The organism is Vibrio sp. SCSIO 43140, assembly GCF_023716585.1.
In the GTDB taxonomy this organism is placed as follows: domain Bacteria; phylum Pseudomonadota; class Gammaproteobacteria; order Enterobacterales; family Vibrionaceae; genus Vibrio; species Vibrio maritimus_B.
In genome coordinates this window covers 1,793,445-1,819,151 of sequence record NZ_CP071851.1, presented here as the reverse complement: position 1 = coordinate 1,819,151, position 25,707 = coordinate 1,793,445, and the positions used below count along the sequence as shown (strand labels likewise).

The window sequence follows — 25,707 nt, the reverse complement described above, 5'->3', positions numbered from 1 at the left end:
ATCAAATACTGATCTAGATACGGAAAATCGCCCATATTTAAACGAGTGTGCAAATTTCTACACAAGGTCACATTGTTGCTGGATTGTCATATATGTGATTGAAATGAAATAAAAAAGCGGAGCCATGTAGCTCCGCTTTTCAGTCTACGCGACGTTGCTATCGTCTTTGTCTTCAGCGCCAATAAAGCCGCCGGTCTGGTGTGCCCAAAGTTGGGCATACACCCCACCTAGTTCCACCAGTTCTTTGTGGCTGCCTTGCTCGATGACTTCGCCTTTATCAAGTACGATAAGGCGGTCCATCGCAGCGATGGTAGACAGGCGGTGAGCGATAGCGATGACCGTTTTGCCTTCCATGAGCTCGTTAAGACTCTCTTGAATAGCGGCTTCTACCTCGGAGTCGAGCGCTGAGGTAGCTTCATCCAAAATTAGTATTGGCGCATTCTTGAGTAGCACTCGCGAAATGGCTATACGCTGGCGCTGACCTCCGGAAAGCTTGACGCCTCGTTCACCAACCTGAGCGTCATAGCCCTTGTTGCCAAACGGGTCGGTAAGCGTTTCGATAAACTCATGTGCATGCGCTTGTTTGGTTGCCGCAAGCAGCTCTTCTTCGCTTGCATCTGGCTTACCATACAATATGTTGTCGCGAATAGAACGGTGCAGCAGTGACGTATCTTGTGTCACCATACCAATCTTGCTTCGCAGCGAGTCTTGAGTCACTTTTGAGATTGACTGCCCATCAATGCGAATATTGCCCCCTTCTACATCGTGGAAACGCAGAAGCAGGTTCACAAGCGTTGACTTACCCGCACCTGAACGCCCAACCAAGCCAACTTTCTCACCCGGCTTGATGTTCAGATTAAGATTACTGATTACCCCTTTGTTTTCACCATAGTGGAAACTCACGTCATCAAAGTCGATACCGCCTTGGTCAACAACGATAGGCTTCGCGTCCTTTTCATCTTTAATATCAATGGGCTTCGAGAGCGTTTTCATGCCGTCCACAACCGTACCCATGTTTTCAAACAGGGCACCGACTTCCCACATGATCCACATCGACATACCATTGATACGTAACGCTAAACCAATCGCAATCGCGATCGCACCAACTGAGATAGCGCCATCCATCCAAAGATAGATAGAGATAGAGGTAACCGTAAACAGCAATACATAGTTGGTAAACTCAACAGCGACATCAAAACCTGTCACCAGGCGCATTTGACGATAGACCGTATCCAAGAATCCCTTCATACCTTTCTCGGCATACTCGGTCTCACGATCAGTATGCGAGAAGAGTTTGACAGTAGAGATGTTGGTATAGCTATCGACGATGCGTCCTGTCATGGTTGAGCGGGCATCCGCTTGCTCCGTCGCGACCTTTTTCAGCTTAGGCACAAAGTAGATCTGGATGCCGATGTAGGCACAAAGCCAAACCAGCATCGGCATCATGAGACGCCAATCCGCTGCAGCTAGCATCACTAAGATCGATGTGAAGTAGACCGACACGTAAACAAATACGTCAGCCGTTTTCATCACGGTCTCGCGAACGGCGAGTGCGGTTTGCATCACCTTAGTGGCAATTCGTCCAGCAAAGTCATCCTGATAGAAGGAGAGACTTTGCTTAAGCAGGTAACGGTGCGCCTGCCAACGGATCGCCATTGGGTAGTTGCCAAGCAGAGTCTGGTGCACCAACAAGGAGGCGATTAATAGAATGGTAGGCAGTACCACAAGCACACAAAAGCCGACCCAAAACAGGGTGTGTCCGTTTTCAGACAAGAAGGTTTGCGGGTCGCTCGCTGTCAACCAATCGACTATTTGACCCATAAAGCCAAACAACATCACCTCTGCGATCGCAATGACGGTCGAGAACAGTGACATTAAAATAATGGGCTTTTCAAAGCCCCGAGTGTAGTAACGACAGAAAGCGAGTATGCCCTCTGGCGGCTTCTCAGGATCTTGCTTTGGAAAAGCTTCGGTAAATTTTTCAAAGCGTTTAAACATGATTCACCTAGTAACGTTGTAAAGTGCCTCAGTTGTAGAGGGGTACTTTCAAGAAGAGACAAGAAAACCTCCAATCCGCTTTTGAAGTCATGGGATTAGAGTAAATAGTAAGAGCGTTATTGTTTTGATTTTACATAGCGAATGTTCCGTTTCGCAGGTTAGAACACATGAAAGAGATCTGACGAATCAGATGATGACAAGTGTATAGCTTTTAACCACCTCTCTCAATAACTGCCGCAGATAAACACCTTATTTTCGTGGTCACTCGGAATAATAATCCACAATTTGGTGCATATTTTTCATTTATGCCTGACTTTTGTGCAGGAAGATTTGCGGTTTTCATGTCATCTAGCAGTAAACATTCTTGTTTACTCTGTGATTCAATTCAGTATTCAGTAAATTAATATTTAACACGTTATTTACAATTTAAGGATTGTTGAAAACATTTCTAGTTAAGTGGATGTTCTATGAATCACGGAATGACAGCACGCAGCGATCTCAGTTTTGTCGACCAAGACGAAATCAACCAAAGCAAAGTAGTCCGAGTAGGGAAGTCGGTTCAAAACGCCAATTGTGTGGTTATGGTACCGCCGAAAGAGTTTGGTTTTAACGCAGAGACCGCCGCGGACAATGAATTTCAGCATCAAGTTGACCTTGATGCGAGCTCTGTGAAGCAAAAAGCGATGTCTGAGTTCAACGCTATGGTTGAAGGGCTTCGTAAAGAAGGCGTGCAAGTAGTAGAGTTTGACTACCCGTCTGAAGCCAAAGAAACGCCGGATGCTGTGTTTCCGAATAACTGGTTTAGCACGACCCATGATGGTGCATTCTTTACCTTCCCAATGGCCTGTGAGAATCGCCAGCGAGAGGTGAGACCTGATGCACTAATAAGCAGCTTAAACGCTGCGGGTAGGCAGGTGGTTTCGACAGATAATCTGCTTGGGTACATTGACCAAGGCGCGTTTCTCGAAAGCACAGGCGTTATGGTGAAAGACCACATCAACAAAACCATCTATGCGGCGCTATCTCAGCGCTGTGAGCGTGAAGCCCTTGAGGATTACGCTAAACGCATTGGTTACCATCGAGTGGTTTCCTTCCAGACTGCGCTACCATCAGGACAACCGATTTATCACACCAACGTGATGATGGCGATCGGAGAGTACTTTGCGGTGACATGTTCAGAGGTCATCCCTGAATACGAGAGACGTTTTGTGGTTAAGTCACTTGCGAACAGTAAACAGGTTATTGATATAAGCCTGGAACAAGTAAACCAATTTTGCGGCAACATCCTGCAATTGGAAACGGTGAATGGTGATAAGGTGATTGCCATGTCGCAATCGGCCTTTAACGCCTTTACTCCCGCTCAAAAACAGCAGCTTGCCACCCACGGGAAATTACTGCCATTTGACGTATCTACCATAGAAAGCATTGGTGGTGGAAGCGTTCGATGTATGTTGGGCGAAGTCTTCTTGCCGACTCGCTCCCAAGCGTTATAGTTGCCTCCTAATCAGCCCATTCTATGGGCTGATTGTTATCCTTTCTCTTCATTATTCTCAACCAGATAATCAAACGAGCATTTTGACGCCCGCTTAATAAAACTCCATCACTCTTCTCGTCTGACTTTAATTATGCCTATCACTGTAGCTTAGACTCCCAGTACTCGTGTCGTCACAGTGAAACTGTTGTTTTAGCAACTAGAATGAAGGTAAGCAAAAGAGTTAAACGTCATTTCATTAACTAATAGTTATCTTAATGGTGATTAATTAAGCGCTACAAGTTAATAAAAGAATGGTCGATACTAACTCCACCAAAACGACACAGACCAAGTGAGGTTGAGATGAACTTACCGAAACTCCATCAATCGATTATTTCTGGTGACTACGACACCTTTAGCGCGCTTATTGAACAAGGTGCTGACGTTAATCAGTTGGATAGTGAAATGGGTAACTCACCGCTTCACATTGCGTCGCAGCAGTCGTCGACGAAGTGGGTGTTGGCATTGATTGATGCCGGAGCGTTTATTAACTTACAAACGCCAAAACATGGTGTGACGCCTCTGATGGTGGCGGTTTGGCATCGTAAGCCCGAGGTGGTAACAGTACTGCTTGATCAGCCTTTGATTAATACTGAAATCATTTCAACGTTTGGGCTAAAAGCGGCTGATCTGACCGAGTTCGGTGCAAGTGAAGAAGACAAGTTTGGCCTGCAACAAGCTAACCAACTTAAGCAGATCTTTATTGACTACAACGCAAGTCGTTCGCAGTACGAATCTTCACTAAGTGCCTATCAAATTGTCACTGATGCGGCGCTGTCAGATGAGCAAAAAGCGGCAAAGCTAAATGCACTTGGAGACTGGTCGTCGTTAAATGCGACGTCTGCGGTTACAGCCTCTGGCAATGACGAACACACTGCGGTAATGGTTGCTGCTCGAGATGGTTTGGTCGAATCTTTGAATATTCTGATGGAGCACGGTGGTGATCAGACGATCCCCGATCATTACATGAAGGCAATCCCGCTCCATAAAGCGGCATATAACGGCAGAACCAACGTAATAAAACTGCTAGCACAGTACCCTGGATTCAAAGAAACCTTGAATGCTCAAGGCCCTAATAACGGCTATACCCCGTTGCACGACGCTATTTGGCATGGTCATACCGAGGCTGCAAAAGTGCTGATCGAAGCGGGCGCGAGTAAAGAACTCGTGAGTTTTGATGGGAAAACACCGCTCGAGCTTGCGAGAGAGTATCAATACCAAGATATCGTCGAGTTGTTGGAGAAAAACTAATGAACGTACTTATTGTCTACTGGCATCCGGAACCAAACAGCTTCAACGGTGCCATGTTTCACCGCGCCATTGAGAGCTTTGAGACCGTAGGGCACGAAGTAAAAACTTCTGATTTGCACGAGATGAATTTTAATCCTGTGTCGGGACGACATAATTTCTCTGATGTTAACGACGCTGAGTTCTTCAAACAGCAACTAGAGGAAATGCACGCCAGTGAGACGGGGACTTTCTCTTCAGAAATCGAAGCTGAGATCAAAAAGCTAGAGTGGAGTGACTTAGTGATCTTTCAGTTCCCTCTCTGGTGGTTCGGTATGCCCGCGATGTTAAAAGGATGGGTTGATCGAGTGTTTGCAATGGGTCGCGTTTATGGCGGTGGGCGCTTTTATGAAAATGGCGTGTTTAAAGGCAAAAAAGCCATGCTCAGTGTGACCATGGGCGGACCCCAAGACTTGTACGTAAAAGACGGTTGGAATGGCGATCTCGACGTGATTCTGCGACCGATTCATCGAGGCGTGTTTGAGTTTACAGGGTTCTCAGTATTGGAACCGCAGAAGGTATTTGGTCCTGCTCGAATGTCACTAGAAGAGCGTTCTGATGAGTTGGAGCGTTATGGACAGCGCTTAGCGGCCATTTTTGATGAATCTCCAATTGATGTTGGTCATTACTAATAATCTAGCGTGGCGGTGTTTCTAACATCCGGCGTCGCTGAGCATCACAGAGTGTTTTAAAGGTAAGCAGCACATGAATATAACAGAGCGCACCATATCTATATTGCAATCTTGGGGAGCGAGTCCTCAACAAATACAAAACGTTGTGGATAGCGGCAACCTAGAATTACAGCGGGAGCACATCTCAGGAATCGAAGAGTGTCTTCAGATGTTGTATCCGGACTCTTCTCGCAAAATGAGTTTCTTGAAGCAACCATCGAAGAGTGTTTTCTTTGACGGTAAGAAACCGCTCGATGTCATATGTTCTGGGGATGAGGCTATGCTCTCAGAGGCGCACTATATTATTCGCAGCATGCTCTGTGTTTAACCGGGAACAGGTTTTATTCTCAAATAGATTGGACATTTGCTCAAGTTTTTTTAGACTACCTTATTGAGTTGCTATTCAATAGTGAATGCAATTTTTAATCTCAAAAAAGATAAGGATATCAATTGAGTAGGTTAGTCACGTATCTATTGCTTGTTCTTGGGCTGGTGATCGCGAGTCAACACCCCAGAGAGATGGAAAATATTCTTGGCTTCGATATTTTCCATCAAATTCGAACGATAGGCCGAGATTTGGAGTATGAGTTTAGCCGAATCGCTAGAGCGCTAGACAGATTCCGGTAAATCGAATATTAAAGCTATAGCCCTTTCTGATGAGGAATTCTTCAGCAGTAAGCCACTCTCGTTCTCTATTTTGGCACCATCGCCTGACATTAGAGTTTCCTCCCCTATGATGAGCGAACTCTCAACTTGGTGTATATACAAGTTGCGACCTTGCTCTATCTCGTAACGATACTTAGCTCCCGGTTCCAAAATTAATTGATGTAAAGAAGCATCTTGTTTTATCTGTAAAGTCCCATCTCTACCATCCGGAGTAGCAACAGTAGTGATGCCCGACGAGCGACCGAAGTTCTTCTGTTGATAGCCAGGCTCTTTACCGAACTCATTTGGCTGAATCCAAATCTGTAAGAACCGCAGCTCATCGGTGGCTGAGCCGTTGTATTCGCTATGGTAAATTCCTTTTCCCGCTGACATCAGTTGAAACTCGCCAGCAGGTAAACTTTGTACATTACCTTCGCTGTCTTTGTGCTCGATAGTTCCCTCAAGTACATAGCTAATGATCTCCATATCGCGATGCCCATGAGTATCAAAGCCCGCGCCAGCTTGCACAATATCATCATTGATTACACGTAGCGCTGAGAAACCCATATAATCAGCGTCGTAGTAACTCCCAAATGAAAAAGTGTGTTTGCTATCCAGCCAGCCAAAATTTGCACGGCCTCGGTCTTGCGAGTGTCTGACAGTGATCATAATAAGTCTCCCTTGCTTGTAACTTTGTAGCGTTGGGATTTAGTGTAGACGCGCGGTAATTAACAATGAACGGGAGTAATTCGAATAGGTCGGTCAACAATTTTGAAGATCGACTGTATGAATCAAGTTATCGAGCAGGACAGTTAGCAATGATCAAACCCCGTCAGATAGGTCAAGCGTACGATACGATCACCTATATGTGGCAAAGCAAAGATTTCAATCGAAATAACGGGATCCAAGCTCATAAACGTGCACTAGGGTTCGCTAAAGAAAACGGCAGAGCGTTGGATATTGGGTGTGGCTGTACCGGAAGATTTATCGATTTACTTCGCCAACAAGGGTTTGAGCCGGAAGGTCTGGATATCTCGACTAAGATGGTTGAGCTTGCTAGGGAGCGACACCCTGATGTGACCTTTCATCATCGAGATATTTGCGAAGGGCAACTGCCATCCAAGTATGACTTTATCACGGCATGGGATAGCATTTGGCATATCCCTTTAGAACAACAAGTTCCGGTGCTAACCAAAATCGTGGAAAGCCTAAATGCTGGTGGCGTGTTCATCTTCTCATTTGGCGGCACCATAGAAGCAGGGGAGCATACCGATGATTTTATGGGCCCCGAGGTTTACTACTCTTCTCTGGGGACAAATGGGTTCTTGAAACTGTTTATGGATCTTGGCTGTATCATTCGCCACTTAGAGTTTGATCAGCACCCAGAGCTTCACACCTATCTGATTGTGGAGAAAGGTCTCTGACACTTGAGAGTTTGTCACCACAAAAAAGGCGCCATCATGGGCGCCTTTGCGGTAATAGCCTACCTTTTATAGCTTTACTAGCTCAGATTGCTCTTTAGAGAGATTTTGCTCTGCGTTTTTAGGTGCTTCACCTAGAATGTCTCGGCTTCCAGACTCACTTTGACTATTGAGTATCACAGATGTAATCACCCAATTATCACCACTTTTTTGAAGCGTAAATTCATAGTTACCCGATACCGCCCAAAAACCGTCATCGCCAAGCCAGTGGCTGGCAGTAACATCTGCGAATGCGCTTGCAGAGTTGCCATTTACATCCACTCTTAGGTTGCTAAGGTCATGGTAAGTGGCATCAAAGCCAGGTAAGAATGCCGCCCATTGATTCATTAAATCCGTACGGTCAACGGGCGCTGCTTCGCCACCAAACAGTGAGGTATAGTCCACGGTCACTTGCGGGGCAAACAGTCGACCTAAGTATTCAAAAGCACCTTGGTCAGCCATTGCTGAGAAGCTTTGAATATTGCTACGAATGATCGCTTCATCCTTAGATAGAGCATGGGTTTGAGCATGCACGTTCATTGAGACTACTCCAATTAACAAGATAAACAGGTTACGAATACGCATTTTCTTAGCTCCCTTTAATTACAGGTTGGCTTTGAAGTGTTTGGTCATCGCAGCAACCGCGGCTTGAACGGCTTCTGGTTGGTCGTAGAAATCAAACTGAGAGACATCTTCTAGCCAGACCGCTTCAACGTTTTTGCCAGCATGGTCAAGATATTGATGTGCACCTGCAGGAAGCGCCATCGCTTCAGAGGCAACCATGATGACGGGTTTATCTTGAGTCGCTGCGCTTGCTTGAGCATCGTAGTTCAACCAACCTTCCCAAGAAGCCACGTTATATTGGTTGTCGTATTCTGGAATAAGACCACGGTCGGTTTCTGTGTAGTAAGGTGCTTGATACATCAGGGCGCCTTCGTTCGTTAGGCTTGCAGCTTCAATGTACACTGGGGTCTCACTTTGCTCCGCTTGGTGGGCAGCAGCAAGGAGATTATTGGCATTCTCTTCACCGCCGTAAATGGCAGTTGCCATTGGTTTGTCGTGCAGCCACGGTGCGACTAGTGCGACTGCGGCCACTTTGTCATTACCTGCCGTCGCATCCATCATGTAACCGGAAGACGCGCAGATACCCAGACCCGCCACTCGACTGCCATCGACTTGTTGAAGGTTCGCCACTGCATCGATGACGGCGCGAATGTCTTCTGTCTTACGGGTCGGATCTTCTAGGTATTTGACGGTGTCACCCGATTGACCCCATCCACGAAAATCAAACGTTACCGCTGCGTAGCCTTGATCTGCTAGTGCTTGGGCATAAACTGCTGGCATCTGCTCTTTAACGGTTGTCCATGCTCCTGTCACGACGACAACTGGCGGATTCTCTACACCTTCTGGTAGGTAAAGATTTGCTGCTAATTGACCGACTTTAGTATCGAGTTGAATCGCTTGCATAGTTGTGTCCTCGTATTGAGCTGGATTGCTAGATTGGTCAAGGTCGTTTGCCATCCCTGATATGGAGAATAGACCGATTGTTGAAATGAGCGCTGGCTTAATCATCTTGTATCCCTCTTGCTGACTTTTCGACTTAGCCTCTGTTTGGCTAACTTGGATATAGATTAGCTCTGGAGTGGGTTTTGAGATTGAACATTCCTGCTTGGCTTTTTGAACTTTATTGCAGTGCAGTTAACTGTCTTTTGGGTCATTGACGATACGGTCAACATTGCGCTAGTTTCAAATAATATGGAGACCAGTGGAATGAATGATGAAGTCGCAACTAACCTTTATAGATCACGAAACAGGGGCGCTGTCCGATTGTGGGCAAGTGCTTGATATTGATAACTCTAATCAAGGTTTAGGTTGGAACGGCGTCGTGATTGAAAAGGGCAGTTCGCCGCATTTCTATCCGCAAAATGTCCATACACCTTATTTCTATTTTGCGCTGGCTTTAGAGCAGGACCTTACTTGGGAGGTCGAAAAAGAGGAGGGCATTGCATCTCTGAAAACGAGTCCTGGTAACATCTGGATCAACCCACCCAAAACCCCGTTTACACACAATATTGATGAGCCCTGCTATTTCGTCATCCTGGCTGTGGAAGAGAGCGTCTTTCTTGAGTTTTGTCCGTTAAATTTAGAGGGTGTACCACTTCAGTTTCTCAATAATTACAATGTATTAGATGAGTCCATTAAAGGTGTGATAGAGCTGTTCTTGCTAGAGAGTGAGAACAAAGGGCGTAACGGTCCTGTTTACCTCAATAATCTGATATCTCTTTTGGCGACGCACTACATTCAAAACTACTCCAACTATGTTGATATTAAGAACAGTCAACTCGCTGCGTCTAAATTCGATCAAAGGCAAATGGATCGTGTTGATGCGTATATCGCGGAAAACATCGCTAGCAACATTTCGGTGGACGATCTCGCGGATCTCTTGGGGTGCAGTAAATTTTATTTTCTGCGAGAGTTTAAAAAGCTTGCTGGCGTGACCCCCTATCAGTACCTAGTGAGCCAACGGCTTGAGCAAGCCAAGCAGAGGCTCAGTGCTGGTAGCGTAAACATTGCCGTTACGGCACAAGAGCTTGGCTTCAACGATCAGTCCCATTTAACTCGGGCATTTAAAGCGCATTTTGGCGTGACACCGGGACAGTTTGTTAAGCAACATAACGGTGAATGAGTCAAGCTAGTATCTAATCATTCCGTGTGAGCGTCTTTTCAACTAACTCCTTAAAGGCACGTACCTTAGCTGACATGTGCTTTCTACTTGGGTAGACCATATAAGCGCCCAATTGGTGCTTTGGGTAATCTGAAAAAAGCTCGATGAGTTCGCCTGTTTCTAACTCATTGCCAAGATAAAAGCGGGGTAAGCGAGTGATCCCAAGTCCGGCTTTGCACATCTCTAGCTCCATTTGAGCGCTATTAACGATAATTCTGCTGTCGATATCGACCACACACTCTTTCCCCTGCAGGTCTTCATATACCCAGCGTTTTGGATTTTTGGCGTAGCTGTAGCTGATGATGTCGTGCTGAGACAGTTCCTGAGGATTTAAAGGTGTGCCATGTTTTGCGAGATAGTCAGGAGAAGCGATGGTTAATCCTGTATCCGAAAACAGCTTGCGGCTAATCAGTGATGAATCTTCTAATCGGTCTGAAGCGCGAATGGCGATATCGATTCCCTGTTCTATTACGTCGACTTTTTTGTCACTCAGGTCGATATCTAAGGTCACTTTTGGATAAAGCTGGGCGTATTCGGTAAATACCGACTTCATCATGGTTAAACCAACAGCCACAGGGCAGGTGATCTTCAAAAGTCCGGTCGGCTCCATTTGACTACCTGAGACTAGTTCTTCTGCGGCCTTGGCGGCATCCACAACATCTCTTGCTCGCTGATAGAAGTTTTCGCCCTCGGGCGTTAACTTAAGGGTTCGAGTAGTGCGCTGAAGTAATCGAACACCTAAACGCTCTTCGAGCTTAGTGACTTCCTTACTGATATAGGAAGTCGAATGCTGTGTTCGCTCCGCGGCAATGGTGAAACTGCCACTCTCGACGACCTCGACAAACACAACAAATCCATCCAGTAACTTCCCGTTATACATGCCTACTATTCCTAGTCATTTGGAAATAATCATTTTACATTCTAGTCATTAATTTCCTAATGGCTAGCAATTAAACTGAATTTAACGATAACAAAGTAAGCAATGGAGTGTAACCATGAAGCAGATCAGCCGAGTGAATCACATTGGAATTCGAGTGAGTGACTTTGAACAGTCGAGAGACTTTTACGCCAAACTCGGGTTTGAGTATATCGCAGGCCCGACAGGTCCTGAGCCTGTTGCGATTGTTGAGCATCCAAGCGGCATTAACATCAATTTTATTCTCAATGCAGCTCCCGGAGAAACGCTCAATCGCTTGATGGATGTGCCAGAAAAATACACCGGTTACACCCACGTTGCGATAGAGATATCGAGTGCTGAGGAAGTATTGGCGAACCTCGCTGAGTTGGACATACCGCTGAGTGGTGAGCCCATGAACCACCCTACGGGTACTTCATTCTTTATCCGAGATCCCGACGACAATGTGATTGAGTTTATTGAGTACGTTGGTTTAGGCGCATACAAAAATTAAGGAACATATGATGACAACAGCAAAGAAAATCTTGGCATTTGGTGCCAGCAATAGCAGCAACTCAATCAACCAAACTCTGGCCGCTTATGCCGCGAGTCTTGTTGTAGGTGCAGAAGTGAATCTTATTAATATTAATGATTTTGAATCAGCGCTTTACAGTGAGGATCGAGAAAAGGCATCAGGTATCCCAGAGCAAGCGCAGCGTTTCTATCAGCTGATTGGTGAAGCAGATGCGGTCATTGTGTCCTTCGCTGAGCATAACGGCTCCTATACCGCCGCTTACAAAAACCTGTTTGATTGGACATCGCGCATCAATATGCAGGTATTTCAAAACAAGCCAGTGGTGTATATGGCGACATCACCAGGCCCAGGCGGCGCGCAGAGTGTTTTAGCTGCTGCAACGGGTTCTGCCCCTTACTTTGCTGCTAACGTGAAGGCATCTGTTTCTATTCCAAGCTTTTACGACAACTTTGATATGCAGTCACAAACTATCACCGACGGTGCCTTGGCCGATCAAGTCGCGTCCGCCGTCGCCCAGCTTGTAATCGAATAGCTTGTTGTTGAATAGTTAGCTAAAAGGGTTGCCAGAGGACTTGGCAACCTGATCCTTCAGAAATCCAAAGTAAAAGGAACAAAACGATGGATGACAAGATTCTCAACGCACCTGTTCGTTCCACCTTGGTCACTATGGCGGCGCCCGCTGCGTTTGGCATGTTAATGACCTTTCTGTTTCAGCTTATCGATACCTACTTTGTTGGTAAGCTCGGTACCAAGCCACTCGCTGCAATGAGTTATGCCTATCCTGTCTATTTTTTCCTCGTGGCATTTTTTATGGGCGCCGCCGCTGGGGTTTCATCTTCTGTTGCGAAAGCGCTGGGTGAACAGCAGCCAGAAAAGGCAAGGCAGTTAACCACCATTTCAATCCTATCATTTGTGCTGCTGACATTTTGCCTAGCGGGTATTGGCCTAGTTTTTGTTGATGAGCTGTTCCTCGCGGTTGGAGCCAATTCAGAGATATTACCCATGGTCAAAATCTATATGATGCCCCTGTTTGTCGGCATGTTTGCTTTGATCATTGGGCTCATTGGTAATGCAGCGTTGATGGCGAAGGGAGTCATGATTCGCTCAACGGTCGTTATGGCTATTGGCGGTATCGTCAATGTGGTGTTCGACTATCTTTTGATATTTGGTATCGGATTCTTTCCCGAGTTGGGTCTGGCCGGTGCAGCGTATGCAACCGTCCTGTCTTGGTTGGTTATCGCGGTGTTGATGATAGGTTTAATCGTTCGTGAATCCTTGTTTTCTTTGGCTTTCTTGCGAGACATACGCGCAGCTATAAGCGATCTTAAAGGCGTCATGGTCATTGCAGGACCTGCTATTGCAGCGCAGATACTCACTCCAATTGCTATCGCCGTAATTACACGAAGCGTTGCCCAATACGGTGATGATGCGGTGGCGGCGTTTGGTATTGTGACGAGGGTAGAGTCTTTGATCTTGGTTGGGATCTTATCGCTAAGTGTCGTGATGACGCCGTTTGTTGCGCAAAACTATGGGGCGAAAAAATGGCTGCGATTAGATCAAACAGTGGCGAATGCAGGTCGACTGACGGTTTATTGGGGATTATTGGCTTTCGCTGTCGTTGGTTTGTTTTCAGACGAAATCTTAGGGATCTTTACTCAGTCTTCTAACGTTATCAGTCTTGGTGCTCCTTACTTTTGGATTGTGGGTATCAGCTTTCCAAGCTTTGGCTTGTTGTTAATCACAACGTCGTTTTTTAATGGTGTGCAAGCGCCTCGTCTGTCGCTTCAACTGACGGTTGTTAAATCACTTGTATTAACGATTCCCATGGCTCTCCTTGGATCATGGTGGTCACTTGAATCTATTTGGGTAGCCCTAGCGTTGGCGAATATACTTGGTAGTGTTTATGCCTACAAAGTGTTGAATCGTTGGTTGGTGGGAAGTGATTCTGAATTACCTAACAAAAGTATTTTGGCCGATTATCGCTCTGATTTCAGGTTCTTGAAATAGATCGCTTAGTCTCAGAGGGTTTTGCTCCGTTTCGGTTTCACACCATCTCCAAAAAGTTACTGTCATCCCCTTGAAAAAGGGGATTTCATTCAGCGCGTCGCGAAGCTGATTTAAGTGACTTAGTCGATTTTTTTCAGTTACCTACACGCGGTAGGAGATCCTCACTTTCGCGAGGATGACGGCTACATGGGAATGTTAGAAATGAACGCAAATAGAAAAGTTTTAATCACTATTGTCCAGCGACCGCAAGTCCCTTAAAAAAGGAAACCGAAGCGGTGTGCTTCGGCTTCTTTGTTTGTTGTGATACGAACTGCAAATTACGCGGTCATACCTCAGCTTTTTGCTAAGAGATTATTTGAGCTATTGCCTGTTTCGCTAAAGCTTCGTCTTCGGCTTCGCTCATACCACTAACACCAACCGCACCAATGACTTTACCATTCAATTCTACAGGGACGCCGCCGCCTAGACCTGTGAACTTTGCGTCCGTCCAGTATCCCATATCCTTGCCTGTTTCTTGAGCCCATTTGCCAAGGTTGCCACTTGGTTGGCGTTCTCGTGCGGCGGTATAGGCTTTGTTTGGGGCTAATACGCCAGATTGTAAACTGCAATTATCCATCTTGAAGAATGAAATGAGCTCTCCATGACTGTCGGTCACCGCGGCGGCGAGGTGCAGGTTGTTTTCGTTCGCGTACGCTTGAATAAAGTTCAGTATCTTTTGTGCTTGGTCTAATGTCATGATTTGTCCTTCCTATGGCATTTGCTGGCCGCGAGCAGCGACAAATAGTGAATACCAGTCTTCACGAGTGAGTTCGAAAGACTCAGCCTGAGCACAAGCTCGGATACGGTCAGGGTTAGTGGTACCAATTACAGGCGCAATCTTCGCAGGGTGGCGCAACAGCCATCCTAAGACGATAGCTTCTGTAGAGACTTGATATTTGTCGCCTAGCTCAGCGACGGTAGCGGCGGTGTTTTTTACGGTCTCTTGCTGGTTACTGACATCGCGCCCCGTGAACAAACCTTGGCTTAGGCTGCCCCATGCCTGAAGCTCAATGTTGTTGCTACGGCAATACTCTACAGTGCCAAGTGTTGAGCTTGCATGTGAGGTAACTCCCTCTTCAAGCCAATCTCGTTTGGTGAGACTCATTTCTAACTGATTGCAAACGATAGGTGTAGTTAGCGCCGATTGAAGCAGCGCCATCTGGTGCAAGTTCATGTTAGATACGCCTAGTTGACGAATCTTACCCGACTGTTGCAATGCCTCGACCGCTTCTGCCACTTCCTCTGGCACCATCAGTGGGTCTGGACGGTGAAGGAGCAGTGTATCAATTTGTTCAATGCCTAAACGCTCAAGAATGCCATCAACCATGTTGAGAATATGCGTTTTCGAAAAGTCGTATCGACCCGGGCCGGTTTCATCGGCGAAGCGAATACCGCACTTTGATTGAATGGTGAGTTGATCGGCTAACTCAGGGCGATCTTTTAGCGCGATCCCAAATACTTTTTCCGCTTTGCCGCGTGTATAGATGTCTGCATGATCGAACACGGTAATTCCAGATTCAATCGCAGTATCAATAACTTGATGGGCTTGTTGAATGTGTTGAGCGGTGATAGGACTATCATCCCATCCACCACCGAGCCCCATGCAACCGTAAATAAGTTGAGAGCGGTTTCCTTTGTTCACATTTTGAGAAGACATCTCGCGACTCCATATTATTTTGACTGACACTAGAATGCCTGAAGAAATTGGTAAGAAAAATATAGCCAATAAAAATCATTATTTGATATAAAAAACAATCAAGTGTTCGAGATCAGAGTTAGGTAAAGTGAATGCAGCATAAGAAAATAGAAAGGCTGATGTTATTTGCGGAAGTAGCGAAACAGCTCAGTTTCACTAAGGCAGCGGATGCGCTAGATATCTCGCGTGGCTATCTCTCCACACAAATCAAACAGCTTGAAAAAGAGCTGGGCTACAGCTTGATGATTCGTTCTACACGAAGCATTCGATTAACGCCTCAAGGGGAGAGAGTCGCGGCTGGCATGGAGTCTATCTCACAGACGCTGGTGGATCTTGAACGTCAAGCCGAATACGAAAATCAGCGCCTTGAGGGGACGATTCGAATTACTGCACCTATGCAGTTTACTCAAGGGGTATTGTTAGATTTATGCCGCCGATTCAGTCATAAACACCCAGGCATACAGTTTGACGTGGAATGCAGCTATCGAAGCTTTAATCTGGTTAGAGACAATTTTGATTTCGCTTTTCGAGCAACGCGAAATCCACCTGAGAACATGATTGCTAAAAAGCTCTTTTCTTATAGCCATGCCGTGACGGGCTCTCCCGACTATTTTTCGAAAAAGAGTGTGCCTACACATCCAAAACAGTTGGTCGAACATGAGTGCATGAACAATAGTGATGATGCGACCTGGTCATTTGCCGACGGTGATTACCCAATTCGTGGTTGGATTAAGAATAACGATAATCTGATCCTAAAAACGCAGGCTCTTGCAGCAAGAGGCATCATCTACACACCGGACTACTTTGTTCGTAAAGAAGTGGACAGTGGTAAATTGGTCAGCGTGTTATCAGACCATATATCAACGTCGAATGACTTTTACTTGCTGTATCCGCCCATCGTTAATCGCTCGCAACGACTTAGTAAGTTTATCGAGTTCGTCTCGCAAGAATTCGCTCCTGAATCTGAAGGTTCCTAGCCTTACATTTACTGACCTCTTAATACAGTAATTCTGCGCTCATTGATTAACATGTAAGCAACTCGCGCGATAGATATAAGGGAACAGGGATGAAATACAGTCTTGGTGCGCTCGCTTTACTGAGTAGTTTGGTTAGTGCAGGGGAGTTTTCTACTGCGGAATCGCCGGCGGCAGGTTGTCCGGGTGATTTTTTTACCAAGAAGGCGAAGGTCTTTGATGCAGTGACCATTTGTGCCACTCAACGTGTGTCAGATAAAAAACTGCAGCATGCTGCCAACGTGACGGCGCAATGGCTTGATAATAATCAAGATGGCGTGGTTGATGAGCCAAGATTGATTGTTCCACTGCAGGGCAATCATGCGACTTTGTTGATGAGCAGCGAAGGATTCAGCGACCAGGCGTTGGATAAACTTGAGCCTTATTTTGATTATATGGTTGGCCAGGATCTAGCTGCTAATGAAACCGACCCGCATCGTCAACGAGATGCTTCTCAAGAGGAGATTCATCACCTTATCGTCAATGCTGGATGGCAATCATATTTGCCGACGGTATTTAGTGACAGTAAAACGCAACGCAGCGAAATCTATAAACAGTGGCAGTTAGCGGAGCAACAAGGGCTGTATCAATATGATGACCCTACCTGTGATGATGCGTGTAAAACCATAGAGTTCTTCTATCTAGGAACGGCCGCATACATGGGCTCTAAAGCGGATCTTGAAAGCGATGAGATGCGTGTCAAAACGCGCAAAGAGTTACAGCACATGTTGCCGGGACTTGTGAAAATCTTCGAGTCGAAACGTTATCACTATCCGCTAGTGAAGTGGCCAGACGGGAACTATGCTTTTTCGAGCAATATTGCTTACGTGGGAACCCAATTGAAATAGCGAGTGCTTGGTCGTTGATTGAAAGCAGAATGTAAAAAGAGGTGCGTTAAGCACCTCTTTTGGATTTGTATCTTATTGATTAGTTTAGGTAAGCATTGAGCATCCAAAGCAGCTTTTCTTGTTCGCGAATATAGTCGCCCATTAGAGCAGCCGTACCTTCATCACTCGCTTCCGCTGCTTGCTCTAGGATCTCGCGTTGACGATGAATCAACACAGAGAAGCCGTTTACCAGTCCAGTGACACATTCTTTGCCGCGGAAAGCATTTTGGTGCTCTTCAATTTGGCTTTGTTCAAGATAGCGACTGAACGAATGATCTGGAGTATGACCAATGGTCAGAATGCGCTCCGCTAGCTCATCAATTTTGGTCTGGAGATCGGTGTAGATTTCTTCAAATTTCACATGGAGTTCAAAGAACTGCTCACCCTTAATGTTCCAGTGGTAACCACGAGTGTTCATGTACAACACCTGGTAGTTCGCAAGTAATTGGTTTAGCTCAACTGCGATTGACTGAGATGTGTTTTTATCAAGGCCGATTAGGTTAGTGCTTGTCATAATACTGTCCTCTAGGAAGAGTGAAATCTTGTTTTGTTGGAATCAGTATACGGTGACTATTGTGAAAGGAATAATCGATTGTAGTAATGGTATTGATAGGTTGATTCTATTTGTTGGGCCAGCTTATCGAGCTAAGTAGTTAAGCGCATCTTAGAGGGGGCAACTTTGCCTGTTACCCATGTGCTCGGTTAAAACTGTTACCTATGTACCCGGTCAATACCTAAAATTGTCGTCATCCCACTAGCCGTGCGCCTACGCAGGCAGGGATCTTCTCGTAGCGCGCACCAAGCCTCAAGTAGATTCCTGTCTGCACAGGAATGACAATCAAGTTGTTAACTTAATGAGAAATAATCACTTCTTCATTAGGCACACGATGACGCTCCCCGTAGATACCTTCTTCAGTTCGCACGCCGCAGCTGATGATCATCGTAATTTCATCGTGATCTGCGATACCAAGCAATGCTTTTGCTCGCTTGGAATCGAATCCTTCCATTGGGCATGTGTCATAGCCTTGTTCTCGCATAGAAAGCATAAAGGTCATAGACGCCAGTGCTGCGCTTTTGTGGAGACACACGCGCACATCTTGCTTACCGACTTCGCGCACCATAGGTTTGTTGCGCCCTAACCAAAAGCTGTAGAGCTTTCTTACCATGCCTCGAATACCCCACGCGTCATTGTTATAGACCATAGGGATCAGCTTGTCGTAGTACTTAAATGCACGCTTTGATGTGTCATCTTCGCGGCCAGCAAAGTTTGCTCGGACGATGTCGGCGTTCATAGCGGCGCGCTGTTTCCATTTGTTTGGAGTAACGGTGACGACGACCAGCTCATTAGCGGTCTTCGCCGCATTTTGCCCCATACAAATGTCGGCAAGCTTCTGACGTTTATCTTCACTGATGACACGATGAAACGCCCACATCTGCATGTTGCTGCTGTTAGGGCTAAGCGTTGCGTGCTCAAGCGCTCGTTGCACAGCAGTATGGTCAAACGCCGCTTCAGTATCGTATTTGCGAACCGAGCGGCGAGAGTTAAGGAGTTGTTCAAGTGGAGAGGCGTTATTCATGGTTATACCTGATGCTTTTAATCGGCACCTTTCTATCAGGTATCTCGCCTCTCTACAAGTAACATGGCACTCAGCCAGAGAGGAATTATTTCGCAGATGGACAGTTTGCCACGGGTTTTCCTTTCAGCTTAATACTGCGCAGTTTGGCAAACGAAATAGGAGTTTTCTCGATGATGAACATCAAGATGACCGAGCCAACTAGGGTGCCAAAGAAGATGACGAGGTCAGCTGAGACCGTTTGTAGCTCTAGTATGGCAACCAAGTTATTCATATAAATGACAACCAATAGGTGCATGACATAGATAGGCAACACCCATTGCCCGAGCTTTAGCCATATTGGCTGATTGCCGAGCTCTGGTTTAGCGAGTAAGAAAAAGAACAAACCTGTCGCCCAAATCGCCGTACCCAATAGAAAATCATTCATATTAAATATTTGCCCCTGACCATGCAGATAATAAGCTTCTGCAAAATGCAGCAACATACCTGCAGTAGCGACTAGAAGGGCGATTGTTGCGGACATGGACCAATTATTACGGCGGGCTTCGAATCCAATGGCGACCATCAAGAAGCTAAAGAAAGGACCATTTCTGGTAAAAATTGGCGTTGCTACCTCAGTTATCACGCCATAGCTTCCTGCGATAAGTCCGTACACATAAATAATGGCGGCAAAAGGAATGATCAGTCTGCGACATTTATTGTCGACAAACCAGGCAATCATCAAGACTGCTATAGCCAAGGATGGAATAAACCACAGGTGAACTAATCCGCCTTCAAACAAGGAGTTCAGAGGTGCTTGCATTAGATATTGCCAGTATCCTTGTCGCTCCGCTAGATAGCCATGCTCCGCAACAACACCTAAGTTAAACGGCAACACGAGGTGGATGATGCTCCAAACTAACCAAATTACCATCAGCGGTATGCAGTAGTCTTTCGCCGTTTTGTACGGAGCGTCATTCAGCTTTGGATAGATGAGATAGCCGGCAATAAGGAAAAATAGCGGCACAGCGAATCGTGCGGCTTGGTTGGTGACAAAGTTTAACCATGGCTCTTCATCAATGTAGCCGTAGTCCATAAACAACTGACAGTGAATAGAAATAATAGCCACTAAAGCGATCACTCGAGCTAGCTCGAAACTCGCAATTTTTTCTGATTTTTTAATAGCTTGCTGCATATCTTATAAATGGCTCTGCAATGTAATTGGAACCCGTCCACATTAGCATTTATGTGTATTCCTGATGTGTTTAGCGTCAATAATTTAGCGTGCAACAACAAGAATTTTGCAACAATTTGTGCTGAGTCGTAAATTCCCTGTCTCTTGTTGAGCGTTCAATTTTTCTAAACTGAGCGTAGAAATTATTTGATTTTATAGAGTTATCTTACCGCATAGCATGGGATCCGATTTAAGGGAGGCAGCTATGCAACAATTAGATGAATTTGAAGACTTCAGCTTTGAGCTCGATGAATGTGATATCGAGTATTTGGGGTGGAATGATAAAGAGTGGCTTATAGAGCTTGGTGTATTTTTACTGATTCTGGTGGCGGCTCTATTTATTGCGGCATGGCGCTGGCTGCAAGTATGAAGGTAGGTCGTCCCGCTCTCTAGACGACCTCTTCAGAATGCAAAACACATTAGGGTAAAGCGACATCATTCGTTGTCGAGTTTACCAATCCACCTGTCTCCATAAGCGCTCGAATAATCCGGAGTGTCGATACACTCGGCGAGATCATCACATGGCTCTAGTGGTCCAACTACCGTTCGATAGGGCAAAATGCCAGCCCAGACAGGGACATCAAGATCTTCTTTGTCGTCATTGACGCCGTGACGTCCAATTTTCACAGAAGCCTCGGTGAGTTCAATAGCAAGCACGTCTGTGGCCGTGAGTTCCTTTTGATTACTCAGTCTTACTTGCTCGGTTCTGCCCGGAGCAATATGTTCGATAAAGAAGTTTAGTAATCGATCTTTTTCTTGGTTGTCATCTATGGTCTCAAACTGTCCAAACACGACGGCACTTCGATAGTGAGCACTATGGTGAAACGCTGACCTTGCTAGCACCCAACCGTCAAATAATGTAAAGGTGAGACACGTTTTCTGACCAGATTTTAGCGCTCGAATGAGACGGCTGTTCTTCGCTCCGTGAACGTAAACTCTGTCATCTACACGCCAAGCCAGCATCGGAATGATGATCGGACTGTTGTCTTGGTTTATGGCTATGTGCGCGATAAGCGACTCATCGATAATATCGTAAAGAGCTTGCTCCTCTAGAACCGCCTTGTGAGCCCCTTTTTTGATTTGCGTTCGTTGTGTTTGTGACAGCATGTACTTTCTCCTCCTTAATCCTTTACAGCCAGATTAAGAATGTTTTGGTACTCTGTTTAGGTCCAATGTAATATAAATGGTGGATCCAGTTTGAGTGCTATTGATTCTAGTGAGTTGACATTAGAGCTATCGTCTATGACTTCTAGCGGTACAACACTTCAGCAAATCCTTTTTGAGCAAATACGAACGCGCATCTTAAAAGGATTCTGGGCTTCAGGTGCAAAGCTGCCTTCTACTCGTACATTGGCTATGCAGCTTAAGCTCAGTCGCAATACTGTGATTCAAACCTACGAGCAGCTAGTTGCGGAGGGGTATTTAATAGCGAAACCAAGCAGTGGTTTCTATGTCGCAGTGTCGCTCCCGGAGCAATACCTGACAACGGAGCAGGTAGTGCCATCCTCAGAGCCCGGAGACGACAATACGCCAAACAACGGGCTGTTTGCACCTGGCGTTGCTGAACTTGCCTCATTCCCAATGAGTGCTTGGAATCGGTTGTTGCAACGTCATAGCAGTCGTAGTGCGTTACTTGGAAACCAAGATTTACAGGGGCTAGTGACGCTAAGGGAAGCACTCCATCGCTACCTAACAGGAAGTCGAAGTGTTGTTTGCCACCCGAATCAAATCATAGTTACGTCGGGCGCTCAGCAGTCCATTGCGATAGCACTATTAGCAACCCAAAAACTTAAACCTCATCGAGGCTTTTTGGTGGAGTTTCCTGGCTATCGACAGGTCGTTAAGGTGTTGGATACCTTCAACATCGGCTATGACTACGTCGATGTTGAGGCAAGCAAAGGGTTGGATATTCAACGTGTGCTTAGCAGTGATTCAACAGGTATTTACTTAACGCCGAGTAATCAATACCCGATGGGATGTTCTATTCAAACGGAGCAACGTTTGCAGCTCATAGAATGGGCGCAGACCAATCAATCATGGATTATTGAAGATGACTATGACAGTGAGTTTCAGTTTGATAGTCGTCCATTTCGCAGCATGCAGGGCTTAGCCGCGGAGAGCGGCAATGCGGACAAAATGATCTATATAGGCTCGATGAGTAAAGTGATGTTTAACTCGCTGCGCATTGGCTATATGGTCGTTCCTCCCCACATGATTAAATTGTGTTTGGAAATAAAAGATGCGCTGTCTGGAGATACGCCTGCTCTCGTTCAAGCGGCTTTAGCGGATTTTATTAGCGAGGGGGCCTTGGTAAGGCATATTCGTAAGATGCGCCGATTGTATGAACAGAAGTACCTCCAAGTAAGACAAAGCATTCAAGAGTCTTTTGGCAGCGATTGGCAAGTGGTATCTCAAGGGGCGGGTTTGCATGTAACGGTTGAGTGGCAAAGCGGCGTTGATGAGGTTGAATTGTCGCAGAAAGCGCATAATGCAGGAATGGTGGTGAGACCGATGCGCTTTTACGAATCAGTAGAAAAACGGCGAGAGTTTGGGTCAGTAGTCCTCGGGTTTGGTAACGCCCCATTAGAGGCGATACCAGGGAAAATCAAGGAGTTGAGTCAGCTTTACTATTCACTACTGAACGTCACTACTTGATGAGCTTCAACAGTGATTTGAATTGCTCTCCGCGAGCAACCTTCTGCAGTTCGAAAAGTGCCATTTCAGTGGAGGTGAGCACAGCACCCTCTTGAGCTAAGCGCTTCAGCGCTAGATCTTTGTTGGCTGGGTTTCGAGAGGAGACTGCATCCGTAACTAGGTGTACCTCATAACCTGCTTGCAATAGATCACAGGCCGTCTGATGAACACAGATATGTGCTTCAATACCCACGAGTAAAACCTGTTTTCTGTCACTCGCGTTTGTTGCCTCTCGGACATTCGCCTCCCCCCAAGCACTAAACACGTCTTTTGCAATCGGAGTTTGACGGCTAAGCTCTTGACTGATTTCTTCAATCGTCGGTCCGAGTTTATCGGGGAGCTGCTCGACCCAGACAATAGGGAGCTCCATTAGATTGGCAGCTTTAGTGAGCGTATTGAGGTTGCTAAACAGTGTCTCTTTGTCGTGCATCAGCTGCGCAAGTTTTCCCTGCACATCTATGATCATTAGCTGCGTGTTGTTTTGTTCTAACATCTAGTTCTCCTGATCTAATATTTGTTCGACAAACCAAGTGCCTGCACTGCCCAATCCGCTGCGCCAAGACAAATCAACAGGCCAGACTAAAGAACCATCATAGCGACCGACGTTTAATTTAGTAACTAGACCATGGTCGATAAACGGTTGAGCGAGCTTCGTAGGGTAAGCGACATAGCCGATACCTTGAAGAAGCATATCTTGCAGCTGATAGTGATTTTCGTAACGAATTAATCTCGAGCTATAGCGGAGAGATTCAATCAGCTCGCTGGTGGCGACTTTTCCCTCTAATGACAGGATCTGTGGGTATTGTTCAAGATCTTCGGTGGTGATTTCACCGCGTAATTTAGATAGCGGGTGATTTGGAGACGCTAAAAAGCACCATTCAATAGTGTCGACAGTCTGAACATTAGTGCCACGTGCAGGGCTAAGTCCACCCGGTGCAATCATGATATCGGCACCCTCGTCATCATTGTCGATGGCGAGGGAGTGAGTTTCGGCATCGACCAGCACTAAGTCGACTTCAGGAAACTGACGCGTCAGCTCCGCGAATACCTCTACAAATCTTGGGTAGAGGGTCATGCTATGAGTCGCGATGGTGATAGTAGGCTCTTCACCCCTCTGTAAAGATTGCACTTTGCGGTCAATTGCTTTGAGCCTCGGCACTATCTCTAATGCTTGGAAGTAAAGCACCTTACCTTCTGGTGTCAGCGTGGGTGCCTTTCCGGCTACTCGCTCAAACACGCTGATCCCTAAATCGATCTCCATGGCTTGCACTGCTTGATTCACGGCTGAAGGGCTGACGCCCAGTTTGCGAGCTGCCGCAGAGAATGAACCTGTTTCGGCAATCGAAACCAGATATAAAAGACGCTCGGAATTCAGTAACATGCTATCCACCAATCACAAAGACTATGTCTACTCTGCAAGAAAGTAGTAAAGACGTAAACCATTAAACGTGGCTTATTAAAAGATAGTTTATTGAATGATAGGTTGTTTTTTAGTATTTGCTTTTCCGTTTCATCGTAGCTGTAGCTTGTGTTTACATTGTAAATCAAGAGAGCCCAACATCAGTTGAGCTCTCTTGACAGACGGGAGGATGCTAAGCGAGATTAACCGTGTGGCTGTTCTACCCCTTTCGCATAGCTAACAATTTGCTTGTCTGAGTTTGGTTTGTACATGCGAAGGATACCTGTCCAACCTTCCTCTACATCAATATTGTTGATTGCCTGCTCGCCACAGTTGAAGTTTACGGTGTAAGAGCCGTCTTTGTTCGCCTTCATTTCATCTTTACGACTCGATAGCGCGAATTTTTCAGTATGAACATACGCATCTGAACCATAGGTCGTGATGGAGAAGAAACCGTTCTCACCGAGTGGTGGCGCGTCAAAGTTCATAGTCTGGCACTGACCCGAGCGGTCGTCTGCCAAAAGTACTTTGTAGTAAGCGTGTTCGCTTGGCAGTCCGCCGAAGCCCATTGATGTCAGACCCAACGCATGGAACTGCTCCACCTTGCGCGGTGCTAAGTGCTGCTCGGGTTTGAGCGATTTGCCATCAGGGGCGCCCATCGCCTTGGTAAAGTCGAGTTGGAGCACGTTCGCCTCCAGCGCTAAGCGGACCTTTTCTCGATCAAACTGATCAAAGCCTTTGGGCGTATAGCGTTCAGCAGAGGATGCCGTACCTTTGATCATATCTTGTTTAAGGTTGCCTTCTTTAATGTCGGCAGGATCATTGGACGCCACTTGAGTGCGGGCAATAACCCAAACATGTTGTCCTGAAGAGAGCATATCTGGCGTGATCGTCACCTTGTTTTGCCCATCAGATGCATAAAGTACAGCCACAGTGCGGTGCTGTTCATCAATCACTTGTAGTGCCTGATAGCTGTCTAGGATTGGCAGTTCAAAAGTCACACCACCTTTTGTGTCCCAGATTGACTTTGAATACAGTGTGTCTCGGTTCTGTCTAACGACGGTTTGAGTCTCCATTGTCAACAGTTGGCGATCGTGGGTGAAGTGGTTGATGCCAGATTTCTCTTGTTGCTCGAAGAAGTACTTATCTGACTCAGCAGCGATGAAGTTATCTTTGCTGACGTTGGTTGTGCCACCATTTTCAAGCTGCAAAGCGGTTGGCTGACCTTTCTTTGGTAAGTGATCACCAAGGTCATGTGCCATGGTCGTGGTTGCAAATAGAGAAGCGGTAATCGTTGCCAAAATAGTAAGTTTTTTCATCTTAGATAGCCTTATTTCAAGTTTGAAGTGCTTGCAGTGATTAAGCTCAAGCAGTGTGTCGACTTCATTCCTTGGGTCTGTGGCTATAGTAAGGTGTCGTAATTATATTTTGAAATTAT

The 25,707-nt window shown here is 46.1% G+C and carries 27 protein-coding genes; 13 read left to right on the top strand and 14 right to left on the bottom strand.

Annotated features, from left to right (window positions below; translation table 11 throughout):
• Positions 1-144: 144 nt before the first annotated feature.
• Positions 145-1,998 (bottom strand): ABC transporter ATP-binding protein, encoded by a 1,854-nt coding sequence (locus J4N45_RS26595; RefSeq protein WP_252015771.1) that lies wholly within the window; start codon positions 1,996-1,998, stop codon positions 145-147.
• Positions 1,999-2,465: 467 nt separating this feature from the next.
• Here J4N45_RS26595 and J4N45_RS26590 point away from each other — a divergent pair, with 467 nt between their 5' ends.
• From J4N45_RS26590 to J4N45_RS26575, 4 genes are all read left to right on the top strand, one after another.
• Positions 2,466-3,491, top strand: coding sequence for an arginine deiminase-related protein (locus J4N45_RS26590; RefSeq protein ID WP_252015769.1), 1,026 nt, complete (start codon positions 2,466-2,468; stop codon positions 3,489-3,491).
• Between the two features lie 341 nt (positions 3,492-3,832).
• Positions 3,833-4,780: an ankyrin repeat domain-containing protein gene (locus tag J4N45_RS26585; RefSeq protein ID WP_252015767.1), complete on the top strand. Its 948-nt coding sequence runs from the start codon at positions 3,833-3,835 to the stop codon at positions 4,778-4,780.
• Positions 4,780-5,448: an NAD(P)H-dependent oxidoreductase gene (locus tag J4N45_RS26580; protein ID WP_252015765.1), complete on the top strand. Its 669-nt coding sequence runs from the start codon at positions 4,780-4,782 to the stop codon at positions 5,446-5,448. Before J4N45_RS26585 ends, J4N45_RS26580 begins: the two co-directional genes overlap by 1 nt.
• Before the next feature lie 73 nt (positions 5,449-5,521).
• Positions 5,522-5,815: a hypothetical protein gene (locus tag J4N45_RS26575; RefSeq protein ID WP_252015763.1), complete on the top strand. Its 294-nt coding sequence runs from the start codon at positions 5,522-5,524 to the stop codon at positions 5,813-5,815.
• Between the two features lie 281 nt (positions 5,816-6,096).
• Here the strand turns inward: J4N45_RS26575 and J4N45_RS26570 are convergent, their stop codons facing one another.
• Positions 6,097-6,801 (bottom strand): pirin family protein, encoded by a 705-nt coding sequence (locus J4N45_RS26570; protein WP_252015760.1) that lies wholly within the window; start codon positions 6,799-6,801, stop codon positions 6,097-6,099.
• Between the two features lie 152 nt (positions 6,802-6,953).
• On the opposite strand from J4N45_RS26570, the gene J4N45_RS26565 reads away from it, so the two are divergent.
• Complete coding sequence (locus J4N45_RS26565) at positions 6,954-7,556, top strand: class I SAM-dependent methyltransferase (RefSeq protein ID WP_252017259.1); 603 nt, start codon at positions 6,954-6,956, stop codon at positions 7,554-7,556.
• Between the two features lie 66 nt (positions 7,557-7,622).
• Here the strand turns inward: J4N45_RS26565 and J4N45_RS26560 are convergent, their stop codons facing one another.
• Positions 7,623-8,177: a nuclear transport factor 2 family protein gene (locus tag J4N45_RS26560; protein WP_252015758.1), complete on the bottom strand. Its 555-nt coding sequence runs from the start codon at positions 8,175-8,177 to the stop codon at positions 7,623-7,625.
• An 18-nt stretch (positions 8,178-8,195) separates the two neighbouring features.
• Positions 8,196-9,164 (bottom strand): alpha/beta hydrolase, encoded by a 969-nt coding sequence (locus J4N45_RS26555; protein WP_252015756.1) that lies wholly within the window; start codon positions 9,162-9,164, stop codon positions 8,196-8,198.
• A 205-nt stretch (positions 9,165-9,369) separates the two neighbouring features.
• Here J4N45_RS26555 and J4N45_RS26550 point away from each other — a divergent pair, with 205 nt between their 5' ends.
• Positions 9,370-10,278: a helix-turn-helix domain-containing protein gene (locus J4N45_RS26550; protein WP_252015754.1), complete on the top strand. Its 909-nt coding sequence runs from the start codon at positions 9,370-9,372 to the stop codon at positions 10,276-10,278.
• A 13-nt stretch (positions 10,279-10,291) separates the two neighbouring features.
• On the opposite strand, the gene J4N45_RS26545 is transcribed toward J4N45_RS26550, so the two are convergent.
• Complete coding sequence (locus tag J4N45_RS26545) at positions 10,292-11,197, bottom strand: LysR family transcriptional regulator (protein WP_252015752.1); 906 nt, start codon at positions 11,195-11,197, stop codon at positions 10,292-10,294.
• 115 nt (positions 11,198-11,312) lie between these two features.
• Here J4N45_RS26545 and J4N45_RS26540 point away from each other — a divergent pair, with 115 nt between their 5' ends.
• The 3 genes from J4N45_RS26540 to J4N45_RS26530 all read left to right on the top strand — a co-directional run bounded on the left by J4N45_RS26540 (position 11,313) and on the right by J4N45_RS26530 (position 13,754).
• Positions 11,313-11,726, top strand: a complete 414-nt coding sequence (locus J4N45_RS26540) for a VOC family protein (RefSeq protein WP_252015750.1) — start codon at positions 11,313-11,315, stop codon at positions 11,724-11,726.
• Positions 11,727-11,736: 10 nt separating this feature from the next.
• A complete protein-coding gene (locus J4N45_RS26535) occupies positions 11,737-12,279 on the top strand; it encodes an NADPH-dependent FMN reductase (RefSeq protein ID WP_252015748.1) in 543 nt (180 codons plus the stop codon).
• A gap of 86 nt (positions 12,280-12,365) precedes the next feature.
• Positions 12,366-13,754, top strand: a complete 1,389-nt coding sequence (locus J4N45_RS26530; RefSeq protein WP_252015746.1) for an MATE family efflux transporter — start codon at positions 12,366-12,368, stop codon at positions 13,752-13,754.
• 343 nt (positions 13,755-14,097) lie between these two features.
• On the opposite strand, the gene J4N45_RS26525 is transcribed toward J4N45_RS26530, so the two are convergent.
• The gene (locus tag J4N45_RS26525; protein ID WP_252015744.1) at positions 14,098-14,490 is read right to left on the bottom strand and encodes a GlcG/HbpS family heme-binding protein; all 393 of its coding nucleotides are present in this window, start codon (positions 14,488-14,490) and stop codon (positions 14,098-14,100) included.
• 12 nt (positions 14,491-14,502) lie between these two features.
• Positions 14,503-15,450, bottom strand: a complete 948-nt coding sequence (locus J4N45_RS26520; RefSeq protein ID WP_252015742.1) for an aldo/keto reductase — start codon at positions 15,448-15,450, stop codon at positions 14,503-14,505.
• A gap of 131 nt (positions 15,451-15,581) precedes the next feature.
• Between J4N45_RS26520 and J4N45_RS26515 the strand changes: the two genes are divergently transcribed.
• Positions 15,582-16,466 (top strand): LysR family transcriptional regulator, encoded by an 885-nt coding sequence (locus tag J4N45_RS26515; protein ID WP_252015740.1) that lies wholly within the window; start codon positions 15,582-15,584, stop codon positions 16,464-16,466.
• 89 nt (positions 16,467-16,555) lie between these two features.
• The gene (locus J4N45_RS26510) at positions 16,556-17,350 is read left to right on the top strand and encodes a hypothetical protein (protein ID WP_252015738.1); all 795 of its coding nucleotides are present in this window, start codon (positions 16,556-16,558) and stop codon (positions 17,348-17,350) included.
• 79 nt (positions 17,351-17,429) lie between these two features.
• Here the strand turns inward: J4N45_RS26510 and J4N45_RS26505 are convergent, their stop codons facing one another.
• The 3 genes from J4N45_RS26505 to J4N45_RS26495 all read right to left on the bottom strand — a co-directional run bounded on the left by J4N45_RS26505 (position 17,430) and on the right by J4N45_RS26495 (position 20,125).
• Complete coding sequence (locus tag J4N45_RS26505) at positions 17,430-17,903, bottom strand: Dps family protein (protein WP_252015737.1); 474 nt, start codon at positions 17,901-17,903, stop codon at positions 17,430-17,432.
• A 337-nt stretch (positions 17,904-18,240) separates the two neighbouring features.
• Positions 18,241-18,966, bottom strand: coding sequence for a nitroreductase family protein (locus tag J4N45_RS26500; RefSeq protein WP_252015735.1), 726 nt, complete (start codon positions 18,964-18,966; stop codon positions 18,241-18,243).
• An 85-nt stretch (positions 18,967-19,051) separates the two neighbouring features.
• Positions 19,052-20,125 (bottom strand): acyltransferase, encoded by a 1,074-nt coding sequence (locus J4N45_RS26495; protein WP_252017258.1) that lies wholly within the window; start codon positions 20,123-20,125, stop codon positions 19,052-19,054.
• 256 nt (positions 20,126-20,381) lie between these two features.
• Between J4N45_RS26495 and J4N45_RS26490 the strand changes: the two genes are divergently transcribed.
• Positions 20,382-20,546: a hypothetical protein gene (locus J4N45_RS26490; protein WP_252015733.1), complete on the top strand. Its 165-nt coding sequence runs from the start codon at positions 20,382-20,384 to the stop codon at positions 20,544-20,546.
• A 65-nt stretch (positions 20,547-20,611) separates the two neighbouring features.
• Here J4N45_RS26490 and J4N45_RS26485 read toward each other — a convergent pair whose 3' ends face one another.
• Positions 20,612-21,283: a pyridoxamine 5'-phosphate oxidase family protein gene (locus tag J4N45_RS26485; RefSeq protein WP_252015732.1), complete on the bottom strand. Its 672-nt coding sequence runs from the start codon at positions 21,281-21,283 to the stop codon at positions 20,612-20,614.
• Positions 21,284-21,373: 90 nt separating this feature from the next.
• Between J4N45_RS26485 and pdxR the strand changes: the two genes are divergently transcribed.
• Positions 21,374-22,831, top strand: a complete 1,458-nt coding sequence (pdxR, locus tag J4N45_RS26480; RefSeq protein ID WP_503057513.1) for a MocR-like pyridoxine biosynthesis transcription factor PdxR — start codon at positions 21,374-21,376, stop codon at positions 22,829-22,831.
• Here the strand turns inward: pdxR and J4N45_RS26475 are convergent.
• From J4N45_RS26475 to J4N45_RS26465, 3 genes are all read right to left on the bottom strand, one after another.
• Positions 22,824-23,363 (bottom strand): hydrolase, encoded by a 540-nt coding sequence (locus J4N45_RS26475; RefSeq protein ID WP_252015731.1) that lies wholly within the window; start codon positions 23,361-23,363, stop codon positions 22,824-22,826. The two genes, pdxR and J4N45_RS26475, sit on opposite strands and share 8 nt — an antisense overlap.
• Complete coding sequence (locus J4N45_RS26470) at positions 23,364-24,251, bottom strand: LysR family transcriptional regulator (RefSeq protein ID WP_252015729.1); 888 nt, start codon at positions 24,249-24,251, stop codon at positions 23,364-23,366. It lies immediately after the preceding gene.
• A gap of 221 nt (positions 24,252-24,472) precedes the next feature.
• Entirely contained in the window at positions 24,473-25,588 is a 1,116-nt protein-coding gene (locus tag J4N45_RS26465; protein ID WP_252015727.1) for a DUF1254 domain-containing protein, read from the bottom strand.
• Positions 25,589-25,707: the final 119 nt, after the last annotated feature.